Raw genomic sequence first — 12,156 nt, 5'->3', positions numbered from 1 at the left:
CTATCACGTACGGTTCTTAGGGGAGGGAAGGACAGTAATGCTCTTCTCTTACCCGACTATGCCAGTGTAGAAATGCTATACCATCCGGAATATGCCGGGTGTCCCATGGCTGTAGGCGGGGATCCGGAAGCCAGGCATGGGATTATATTGACCGCCAATTACATTGCAAAGAAAAAGGGGGTAAAGACTGGACAGGCACTCTGGCAGGCAAAAATAGCCTGTTCGGATCTTGTGATTGTTCCACCCCGGATGGATCTGTATCTAAAGTTTTCTTCTATGTTAAGGGAAATCTATGGAGAGTATACGAATCTGGTTGAACCGTATGGATGTGATGAAGCCTGGTTAGACGTTACGGACAGCACAGTTTTAAAAGGGGGCGGAAGGAAAATCGCAGAGGAGATAAGCAGGAGGGTGAAAAGAGAACTGGGAATTACAGTCAGCATTGGGATTTCCTGGAATAAGATTTTTGCCAAGCTTGGAAGTGATTACAAAAAGCCTGATGGGATTACGGCATTTACGAAGGAAAATTACAAAGAACTGCTCTGGAGACTTCCGGCTGCAGATCTTTTGTACGTCGGACGTTCTACCAGAAATACATTAAACCGTTATGGGATTAAAACAATTGGCGAGCTTGCCCTGTCGGATCCTAAATTTCTGGAACGTTTATTGGGAAAAATGGGTCTGGTGCTTTATACTTTTGCAAATGGATGGGATGAGTCGCCAGTATCACCCCAGGGATATGAAGCACCTGTTAAATCTATTGGCAATAGTACCACAACTCCCAGGGACTTGGAAAATAACCTGGATGTGCAGATTGTATTGATGGCGTTAGCGGAAAGTGTTGCAGCCAGGCTTCGAAAACATGGGTTTAAATGCAAGGTGGTATCCATCAGTATCCGGGATAATGGGTTATATTCTTTTTCCCGGCAGAAAAAGTTAGAGCGTCCCACGGATATTACAAATGAGATTATGAAAGCTGCCAACGAGCTCTTTCGAGAACATTATAACTGGCAGCATCCGATCAGAAGCCTGGGCGTTCGTGCAGAAAGTCTGGTATTATCCGATATTCCTATACAGTTTAACTTATTTGTGAGCGAGGAACAACGAGAAAAACAGGAGAAAATGGATCAGGCGGTGGATGACATCCGCAGACGGTTTGGCTATTTCAGTGTGCAAAAAGCTTTTATGTATCAGGATAAAGCTCTTGCAAGTCTGGATGCACAAAGTTCCCACACGGTTCATCCGATAGGGTATTTTAATGGGAGGTAATTGGTAAATGGAAAATGCAAAAGTATATGTGGATGTCCTTGTCAATTTTGACAAAGATGGAACTATGAGCCCGGTGGACTTTATCTGGGAAGATGGGGAAAAATATCATGTGGACCGTATTCTTGCAAGGGAGCGCTGTGCTAGTCGAAAAGCAGGTGGAACCGGAATTTGTTACACCGTAATGGTGAATGGAAAAGAGAGTCATTTATACTATGAATTTGATAAATGGTTTATGGAGAGACGATGCTCCTGATACGTGAAGCTGCAGACTGTCAGAGAAAACGAAAATACAATATATGGAAACATGTAATTGACGCACACTATATATTGTGCTATTCTATAATCGAATTATCGTTTATGCATAGCACTCTATACAGGGAAATTTAGTTCTGGTGCGAATCAGAAGCAATCATTTGAGACAATAGATCTGGAAAATATAGAAAGACATCAAAAACCTGGAATGGATTTTTGGTGTCTTTTTTTGTTGTCAAAAATTCCAGAATCCAGGCAAAGGGAGCAAATACAATGGAAAGGAGTTACTGGATAATTCAAAAAAAATATAAGCATATCGGAGGAAGAACATGGAACAGAAAACTTTGGAATACGAAGGAAGTCTGTGCAAAGAAGAACTCATTTTGAAAGTGGATTCTTATCGTTGCAAAAACAGGCTTTTTATCGCAATGATCAAGAAAAAAGATCAGGAAGAGGAACTGTATGACATTTTAACAGTAAGCTTGCCAGGTGAGAATATAAAAAAAAACGAAGCATTTATCTCAGATTTTGAGTGCAAGTATAAGCTTTCGTTTATCCGAAAATACAAGCTTGGAGAAGTGCTGCAAAGAGTGGAGCATTCTGGATTTTGTGATTATCGGCTGGTGCGTTTTGATTTGGAAAAGCTGGCAGAATATGATCGGGAAGGCGTAAAAAAGTTTCTTGCAGAACAGGAAGGAGGACATGCATAAATGGAAAATGCCGGGAACCGAAAAACTTTAGAACTATAAAGAGGGTGATGGCATAAAAGATGAAGAGTATGCAGGCTATTATTGCCTAGTACTGGCAATTGTGTGCGGGCTGAACGCAGCGGAGGCCTGGAAGATCTATCAATATGGACCGGATCATCCGTTAAGTAAAAAAATCCTGAAGCATAAGATCAGGGATTCCTCCCTGAAAAAGCTGAAGAAAAAAGAGCAGGAAAAAATGATGAAAAAGCTGTTTCTGGAAGGATACAGTAAAAATGCAATTGCAGAAGCGTTTGAATGCTTACCGGAAACCGTAACAGCAAGAATCAAAAGAGCAGAGGAGGATACGAATGGAACATAGAAATATAAATACAGTTGGAACGATATTTAATGACTTTTTAGTTTAGCTTTAAATGATGAAATATTGCTCAAAATTGACAAATCCGCTAGATATATAGGTGGTGAAGTTAATTCTATTATGAAATGTGACGAAAATGGGAATATTGATCCAAATGTGAATGTGCGCGTTGCATTTACGTTCCCGGATGTCTGCGATTAGCAGATTACATCTACGTCCATTTCACAATATATAGTGTCATCTCATGTTATCTTGCACTGATATTGTGTGTTATTTGATACCATTTAGTACTAGATAACACTCAATAACACACGGAACCAACAATTTTTTTGAACACCAAATGTGACAGTTTCAAGGTTAATTTTTGTCCCCTTCATTGATCTTTTGGTACTACTTAGTGATATTTGGTGTCATATAATTATTTTCTTTTCCTGCGCTGCTATCTAATGCCATTTAGTCCCATTTGATATTATTTCATAAATCAGCTTTCAAACACCATCCACCGAATTATAACCGGCCAACGAAAAATGTCTCCTTTACCGATACAATAAAATGTTGATTTCAAAAATTCTTTCTTCGCTATGTCTCAGCAACTTCTCTGATATGAATTTAAGTTTAAAATTGAATAAAATTATTTTGGATAAAGAAAAATATTTTGTTGAAATTTATTGACAAAATTGTGAACAAATGCTATATTGAAAGTAGCAATTACATAACCAGGCGCGGTCGGATTCAAATATGAATCTGTTTAAGGAAATCCAGTGTGACTCTGGAACTAAACCAATGAGTGTTTACCTGTGTGAAGCAAAGATGCTTTGAGTCAGCATATCCAACACGTTGTATAGGCGGAGCTTCCTGCGATCAGGAGGACTCCGCTTTTATTGTCTAAAAGCTGTTTTCTATGATCAAAGCGCTTGCCCGATGATTAAGGGTTTTTGAACATGGAAAATAGTTAGAAAAAGGAAGGAGGGGCCTAAGGCTAAGGCAAACGTAACTCTATTTCTGAAAAAACACGTAGAAGACAATGGATGTCTCAAGAAGGGAGAAATCAAGTATGATGAACAAAATGATTAAAAAACTCAGTGCAGTAGCAATCGCAGCAGCAATGACTCTTAGCACAGGTGTGGCAGCACAGGCGGCAACTTTAAAGGTATATTTTAGAGAGTGGCATCAGGGTACTACTAGCAATACGTATCTTGGAACTGAAGACCTCACTACATTTGGAACTGAACCTGTTCTGGAAGTATCAGGCGTCGAAAGTACGATAACTTATAAACAGGCATTAGAAAAAGCTGCAGCTCAGACAAAGTATAATGGTAAATATTCTTTTGTATGGGATAAGGATCATGCAGAATATTTAAGTGCTATTAAAATTGGAAACGAAACTTGGGGAATTAAGGGCGGAAACACTGAAGAGGAGTACGATGATAACGACCAAATGATCGGTGCTATCTGGGTTGGAAGTGCCTGGAGCTGGTATCCAGGAGATAAACTTACGTTGAAAGATACATCTTCATATCCAAAGACTACCCTTGGTGAAACTTATTTGCCAGTTAAATCTGTAGGAAATGATAAAGAAGTTGTCTCAATGGTGTTAAGCTATGATGAAACAAGATTTGGATGGGGTACAAAAGCAGATAAAACGGGTACAAACTAATGAGAATAAGATATTGTATAATTTCTGCGTTAACAATATCTTTAATTGCTTCTGCGCCGCTTAATGCGAGCGCAGAAGCTTTAAATGATTCATTCTGTAGCGCAGAAGAGATTGATGAAGATATAGATAATGTAAATACATATGATGAAGATCTTAATGATGATTTTATATCTAATGGAAGCGTAGAAGACACAGAAGTGTTTTCGTCTCAAATGGAAGCATATTCTACGGAAGAAGATGATTCTACCACCGACGGATGGACTCCTTTAAAAAAAGAACCTAAAATTTCTTTTAAATATGACAGTGAAACCCAAACACTTTCATTTAAAGCTTCGGAACCATGTGCTTTACCAGATACTGTGTCAAATGGAACTAGAAGTGATTGGTATAAGCTTAATAAGGAAGTTGGAAATGCGTCAACAGTTATAATAGGAGACAACATTACTAAAATTGGAAATTTGAATTTTGATAATAGAAAATCTTCATATCCAAATTTAAAGAATGTTGTTTTAGCTCCATCTGTAAAAATGATTGGGCGTTCTGCCTTTTATGAATTGTCAGCTTTGGAAACAATTAATCTTGAATCAGTTACAAGCATAGATCAAGCATCTTTTGCTGAAAGTGGTTTAAAAGCACTTAATTTTAATCAAAGTGATGTTTCAATTGGTGTAAATGCGTTTGCTGATTGCGAGTCTTTGGAAACTGTTAATGTGAAAGGGCTTACTTATATAGGCGAATCTGCGTTTGAAAGTTGCTCAAAACTAACTTCTTTTACGTGTGATTCTACTATTCCTCAATTAAGTTCAGCTGTTTTTAAAGGCTGTAGTTCATTGAACCAAATTAATCTTAAAGCAGTAAAAATTGAAGACTATGCATTTATAAACTGTGCAGCCTTATCTCATTTTGATTTTTCTGAAACAGAAAATATAGGTGCTTATGCGTTTGCCTATACACCTATAAAAAAAGCTAACTTTACATTGTTAAAAACAATTGGAGAAGATGCGTTCCTTGAATGTTCTAATTTTACGTCCATTTGTTATCATGGTAGTAAAACAGAATGGGATGCAATTGCAAGCGGTTCCAGCTATCCAGAAGAAGCTACAATTCATTATAAAGAAGATTCCGTAGATGCAACGCCAGCAACTTGTACAGAGCCTGGATGGAAAGAAGTAGGAGTATGTGACATATGTGGTCAGCATTATTCTTATCAAAATGATACTGAAAATGTTATTCCAGCATTAGGTCACAGCTATTCTGATGAATATACTGTTGATAAACCAGCGACTTGTACAGAAGAAGGCGAGAAGAGCAAACATTGTGAAAATCCAGGCTGTGAAGAAAGAAATGATGTCCAGAAAATTGATGCTCTTGGACATGATTATGTTGAAACAACAGTAGCACCTACCTGTACTGAAAAAGGAACTCTTACCAAAACCTGTAGTAGATGCAACGATGTTGTTACAGAAGAGATTCCAGCACTTGGACATGATTTCGCCAAAGACTACACTGTAGATCTGAAAGCTACCTGCACAACTGACGGTAAGCAGAGCAAGCATTGCTCCAGATGCGATGAGAAAACAGATGAGCAGAAAATTCCAGCATTTGGACATGATTTTACATCTAAAGTTACCAAAGAAGCTACTTGTACAGCTGATGGCGTGATTACCAAAACCTGCAGCAGATGTGATGTAACTGAAACAGAAGCAATCAAAGCAACTGGACATAAGTTTGGTGACTGGAAAATAGCCGCAGAAGCAACTGTTTTCGCACCAGAGCAGCAGGAGAGAATCTGTGAGACTTGTGGAGAAAAGGAGACAAAGACAGTAGGTACTGCTTTAAAAGCGACTGCTACTGTAAACGCTTCCAGCGTAAAGCTAAAAGTAAAACAGTCCACCTCTGGCTTGAAGATAACAGGTTTTGCAAAAGGTGATTCTGTAAAAACATGGAAATCCACCAATACCAAGATCTTTACCGTAAAAGGAAAAGAAAACGGAACCTGCAAGATTAAAGCAAAAAAGGCTGGTACTGCAAAACTCCAGATCACTCTTGCAAGTGGCCTGAAAAAGACTGTAACTGTGAAGGTACAGAAAACTGCTGTAAAAACCACAAAGGTTACCGTAGCTAATACAAAAGTAACAGTTAAGAAGGGCAAAAAAGTCACCCTGAAACCAGTGGTAACTCCATTTACCTCTAAACAGAAAGTTACTTACACCACTTCCAACAAGAAAATCGTTACTGTTTCTAAGAACGGTGTCGTAACCGGAAAGAAAAAAGGAACAGCAAAGGTCACTGTAAAATCCGGAAATAAATCCGTAAAGGTAACTGTAAAAGTAAAATAAGTACCAATAATGGAGGCTCTTCTTCCGTAAGGAAGAGGGGCCTTTTTTAAAGGGAAGGAGTCTGAAATAAATGAAAAAAATAGGACTATGGAAAAAATTAGCCAGTTGGCTGCTTGTTTTTTTGTTAGTTCTGCAAATTCCGGTAAACGTGTTTGCGGAAGGATGGATCAGCGAAACTGATATTTCTGCAGACAACGATTTTTTAGAAACGGAAAATGCTGCTAATGTTGAAGAGGAAGAAAACACCGATTTTGTTGATGATGAGAAAATAGAAGAAACTGAAAATGATGGTTTTACCGATTCGGAAAACCTGTCAGAAGAGGAGAATACTCTTTTTAATAACGGAACCGATCCGGAAGAATCTAACGAAGAAGCCCAAGAAGTACAGGTTACGGTAAGTGTCAGCAAAGATGGAAAGTTCTTGAATGATAAAGACGGTAATCCGATGGCTGGGCGATCCATTACGCTTACTGGCAAAAGTACATATAATATGGACGATGCCTTAAAGCTGGCTCATGATCTTTATTATCCGGGAGGTTCAGAGGTAGGATATGATTACCACGAAGATAAAAATGGGATATATGATGGCATAATATATAAATTGTGGGGATATGACAAGAGCGATGTTCCAAATATTAAGTCTGTATTGAATTATGATACCCGAAACCTGGGTTCTGCTCTCAGTCGTACCGTACAAAACGGTGATGAACTGCATTTTTTTATACAGGCTCGCAGCGGCAAGGATAAGTTTGCGTTTTTCACAGAAAAAGAAGCAACATATACCCAGGGACAGAAAATAACACTAAAGCTGAGGCAGCGTAATGACTATGGTGGAAGTTTTTCAAATTGTGCGGATGCTAGTATTTATATTAACGGTGTCAAACAGGAAGGCTTACTTACAGACTCAGAGGGAAATGTAACACTGCCGGAGTTAGAAGCTGGTCAGAGTTATTTTGTTACTGCTGAAAAATTAATTACTACTGCTGAAGGAACAGAAGTAACAGATATTTCTGCCGCATATACAATTGTTACAGTTGTTTCTGCAAATGAACAGCCGGGAGATTATATCAACAAAATTCATTTGCGTGTAGAAGCAGGAGAAAAAACAAAAGAATTTGAAACGTCTGCTATAGCTGGAGAAAACGATTTATGGATTCCCGCAGAATATAGTAGTGGAAATTTTTTTGCCAGTGTTGATCTTGCTGATAATACACCAGATGGTTCAGTTGTTTATGCTGTCTATCCCAATCCACAAGATGGAAGTATCTGTAGAGTTAAATTATTAGATGGAAATGACACTTTCCTAAAAAACACAACTGTTTTTCAATGCTCTAATGTTACTTCGTCTATAAAGTTTGAAATCCGAAAAAATGGAGCTCTTTTGCAGTCTGTAAATGTTCCTATATATTATAGAGCACATCTAACAGATATAGAATTAAAAGACTTTTGGGGACATGAAGTATCAACTGGTTTAAAGGATACAATAGATGACCAGAGTCTTGAAATAAAAGTACCATGTAACTCAGAATATTTTGACTTGGATGCAAGCACTAATTATGGCAGTATAGAAGAATTATTCTATAATACAAACAAACTCAATATTACCGGAGCAGAAACGGTTTCTATCCCTACAGGTATTCGTTTTTTTCCAGATTGGGAGACTTATAATGAGTGCAAAATATCATTTACATTGGAAAAAAACGAAGAATATCATACATCAAAAGATACAAACTATACGATTATCATAACTCCTGGAGATATAGATTATACTCCAGAAGTAACTTTAGATATTTCTGGAAAATACGGAGATGTTTATAAGAATTCCGAATCTCCTGTTCTGACGGCAAATGCAGATGTACTGAAACCGGAAAAAGGAGTATTAAGTTATCAATGGTATTATGTCGTTTTACCAGATAGGGTTTATGTTCCTGATTATATTAGTTTTGATAAATACGTTAAAATTGATTGTGAGGAAAAAAGCTATAAAGTTCCCACGGATTCCGCTTTCTCTACAAGATATTACTGTTGCATTGTCAATTATGAGATTGATGGAAAAACATATTCTTCAAAAAGTAAATTTACAGAAATTGCAGTAGTATCAAATGAACTTGAAATTCCAAAGATAGAAACTCAGCCGCAGCCTATTTCCTGGATTAAGGGGAAACCTTTAACAGAAACGCTGGAAGTTGGCTTAAAAACAGTAGTAGATCAAGGAAATGCACAGTATCAATGGTATAAAAATACTGAAAGCAATAATGAAAGCGGATTCGCTATTGCTGGAGCAACCCAAAGTTCCTATAAACCGCCAGTTTCTGAAATTGGAACTACATACTATTATTGTCAGATTTGGTATAAGCGTAACGATTTGTTTTATGAACAAGGGAAAAATGCAGAATCGAATACTTTAACCAGTGAAAAAATAGTTTCTGATCCAGTTGCTGTTACTGTTACGGAAGAACCGCTGCCATGGGAAGGAAACGGATCAGAAGAATCCCCATACATTATTAAATCAGCTTCTGATCTGGAAGCATTGCGTGAAAAAGTAAATAAAGACGGATTTGCTTTTTCAGATGCTTATTTCAAAATGGATGCGGATATTACTCTTCCAGATGGATGGAAACCAATCGGAGCCACTAAGGATGGTAGGGTAAACCTGCAGAAAGGTGCAAACTTAAATGCTTTTAGCGGTATTTTTGATGGAGCCGGTCACACAATTACAGTTCCAGAAGGCGGACTTCCGCTGTTTGGATATGTCAGAAATACCAGAATCCGCAACCTGAACATCTATGGAAAAAAGATTGCTGGTTACGGACTGGTTAATAATTTTGAAGGTGTCGGTCTTTCTGGTAGTGCAGTTGAGATTGATAATGTAACTTTAAAGAGTGGCTCCAGCACCTTAAAGTCCGGACTTCTGGGAGCCAATAAGACTGTAAATGGTTATGCCGGTTGTTCTGCTGCATTTGTAGCAACCATTACAAACTGTACTATTGAAAAAGGAGTTGTCGTTGGATATGACAAAAAACAGAGCCAGATTGGTGCCATCGCAGGGCGTATGCAGGGAACTATCAAGAACTGTGTGAGTTATGCAGATGTTTATGGAACAGATTATGTAGGTGGTATCATTGGAACCCGTGATAATGCTATGGGAACCTGTGAAGTCATCGGATCTGAATTCTATGGTACAGTAACTGCTTCTGGGCAGCATGCCGGAGGTATTGTTGGTGGCGGATATGATAGCTCTTCAGCTCCAAATGGAACAAAGGTTACTATTAATAACTGTGTATCTGAAGGAACTGTTACAGGTGCAGATAAGGTTGGCGGCATTTTAGGTGGAGATACCTATGTGGCACAGACTTGGGATAACTGTCAGTATTCCCTTAGAAATAATTCCTTCACAGGAAAAGTCCAGGCTACTGGTGAAAATGCTTCCTATATAGGTGGAATCATTGGTTTCTATGACAGTCTGAACCGGATCGATGCGATTTCGAATAATTATTATTCAAAGGATTGCGGAGCTACAAGTGGTATTGGATTCGTAAAATATATTGATACCAGTAACACTTCCCATGAGACATCAAGCGGATCTACCTATTTTAATACAGAAAATGGTACTACAGACTGCCCGGAGATAACCGGCTGTGGCTGGAAAACAGGCTTTAACCGTACTGACGATCCTCTCGGGGCAGATATGGATAAACTGTTTTCTACAGAAGGTCTGCGGATTACAGTAGATTCCCTGGAGATTAGCGGCGATTACCGTACTGCATTTGATATTGGGGAAGACCTTGATTTTACAGGAATGCAGGTAAAAGCCCTTATCAGTGATGGTACCGAACAGGAGGTCCCGTGGACAGATCTTACCATTGAGGGATATAACAAAAATCAGCGTGGAGAGCAGACCTTAAAGCTTTCTTATAAAGAAGCTTTTACCCAGCTGACCGTAACTGTACTGAAGAAGGATGCCGGAACGATCACCGTCAGCCTTACCCTTCTTGGAGACAGCGTACATAACAGTGATACAGACGGAACCTGCCATACCTTATATAATGATAACCTGGAAACCTGGATCAAAAAGACAGATTACAAGATGGATGGAAATGCAAATGTGCTTGCAGTATTAAAGACTGCTTTTGCAGAAAATAACATGACCTATCGTTCTGCAAAAGAAGAGAATTATATTGCCGGAATTACACGGGCAGGAGAACCGGAACTTGCTGAATTTACAAACGGGGATTATAGCGGCTGGATGTACACTTTAAATGGTTTCCATTCTGATCTTGGCGTAAAAGAGCAGTATCTGGAAGATGGAGACGAGATCGTTTTCCATTATACAGATGACTACCGGAAGGAACACGAACATGAGTGGTCGGAAAGCTGGTCTTATGACTCAGAATCCCATTGGCATGAATGTGTGTCCAGATATGGAACCTGTGATATTACCGATAATACCAAAAAAGGCGGCTATCAGAAGCATATCTTCGGAGATGGTAAGGTAATAACTGCAGCTACCTGTAAAGCAGAGGGAAAGAAGGAATTTACCTGTCTGGTGTGCGGCTATACAAAAACAGAAGTTATTCCACAAACCAGCCAGCATTCCTATGATACTGGAACCGTCACCAAGCAGGCCACCTATACTGCAGCCGGGGAAAAGGTTTATACCTGTACTGTATGCGGAGCAACTAAGGCGGAAGTGATCCCGATGCTTACACACGATCATAACTTTACCTGGACAGTCATTTCCCAGGCTACCGTATTTGCTCCAGAGAAACAGGAAGGTATCTGCACTATCTGCGGTGCTAAAAAGACACGGGATAACGGAAACAAGCTGACAGCAACCATAAAGTTAAATGCAACGTCCATTAAGCTTCAGAAAAAACAAAGCACTACGAAAGTAAAGGTTACCGGTCTGGCAAATGGTGATTCCGTGAAATCCTGGATTTCCAGCAATAAAAAGATCGTGACCGTTGATAAAAGTGGAAAGATCAAAGCTGGTAAGAAGACTGGAAATGCAAAGATTACTGTAACATTAAAAAGTGGCAAGAAAGCCATCTTAAAGGTAAAAGTACAAAGTACAAAAGTAAAGACTACGAAGATAACGGGTTTAAAAACCAATTTCACCTTGAAGAAGGGCAAGAGCCTTACTTTAAAACCAGTTGTTGCTCCAATTACTTCCCAGGAGAAAGTTACCTACACCACTTCTAATAAGAAGATCGCAACCGTTACGAAAAACGGTGTGGTGAAAGCAAAGAAAAAAGGTAAAGTTACAATTACGGTAAAATCTGGGAAAGTTACAAAAAAAGTAAAAATAACTGTGAAGTAACCACGACTAAAGTCGCGGGCTTCTGATGGAAAGGAATAGTACTTATGGACAGGATCTCCTATTCCTTTTCCATCTTCCTGCTTCATCTGCCGGAGCCTCCCTTTTGGAGAGGTCTTATCCGGCTCTCGGAAGGGAGCCTTCTCCGTTCCGTCCATGGTATCCAGGGTGCAGGCTTTTGTGGACTTTACCCACGGCTCCTCCGCTTCCACGGAGTACCGGTGCTCTGTTACTGGTTACGTGCTGGTATACGGGTT

General features: G+C 39.1%; 7 protein-coding genes. All 7 read left to right on the top strand.

Annotated features, from left to right (window positions below; genetic code table 11):
• Nucleotides 1–1,269 (top strand): Y-family DNA polymerase (locus tag AB5706_RS21190; RefSeq protein WP_368366307.1); only part of this gene is annotated, 1,269 nt, incomplete at its 5' end.
• A 7-nt stretch (nt 1,270–1,276) separates the two neighbouring features.
• A complete protein-coding gene (locus tag AB5706_RS21185) occupies nt 1,277–1,522 on the top strand; it encodes a hypothetical protein (RefSeq protein ID WP_148462976.1) in 246 nt (81 codons plus the stop codon).
• A 328-nt stretch (nt 1,523–1,850) separates the two neighbouring features.
• Nucleotides 1,851–2,231, top strand: coding sequence for a DUF4313 domain-containing protein (locus AB5706_RS21180; RefSeq protein ID WP_173772898.1), 381 nt, complete (start codon nt 1,851–1,853; stop codon nt 2,229–2,231).
• Nucleotides 2,232–2,331: 100 nt separating this feature from the next.
• Entirely contained in the window at nt 2,332–2,589 is a 258-nt protein-coding gene (locus AB5706_RS21175; protein WP_226815952.1) for a hypothetical protein, read from the top strand.
• A gap of 1,051 nt (nt 2,590–3,640) precedes the next feature.
• Nucleotides 3,641–4,243, top strand: coding sequence for a hypothetical protein (locus AB5706_RS21170; RefSeq protein WP_173717053.1), 603 nt, complete (start codon nt 3,641–3,643; stop codon nt 4,241–4,243).
• On the top strand, nt 4,243–6,582 hold the full coding sequence (locus AB5706_RS21165) for a leucine-rich repeat protein (protein WP_173717054.1): 2,340 nt from the start codon (nt 4,243–4,245) through the stop codon (nt 6,580–6,582). Before AB5706_RS21170 ends, AB5706_RS21165 begins: the two co-directional genes overlap by 1 nt.
• Nucleotides 6,583–6,652: 70 nt before the next feature.
• The gene (locus tag AB5706_RS21160; protein ID WP_173772405.1) at nt 6,653–11,902 is read left to right on the top strand and encodes an Ig-like domain-containing protein; all 5,250 of its coding nucleotides are present in this window, start codon (nt 6,653–6,655) and stop codon (nt 11,900–11,902) included.
• Nucleotides 11,903–12,156 lie beyond the last annotated feature (254 nt).

Origin of the sequence: Ruminococcus sp. RTP21484sp1_RTP21277st1_D2_RTP21277_210401 (genome assembly GCF_040924225.1) — a bacterium.
Taxonomy (GTDB): domain Bacteria; phylum Bacillota; class Clostridia; order Lachnospirales; family Lachnospiraceae; genus Blautia_A; species Blautia_A faecis.
The sequence above is the reverse complement of the archived record's forward strand: the minus strand, read 5'-3'. Positions and strand labels throughout refer to the sequence as shown.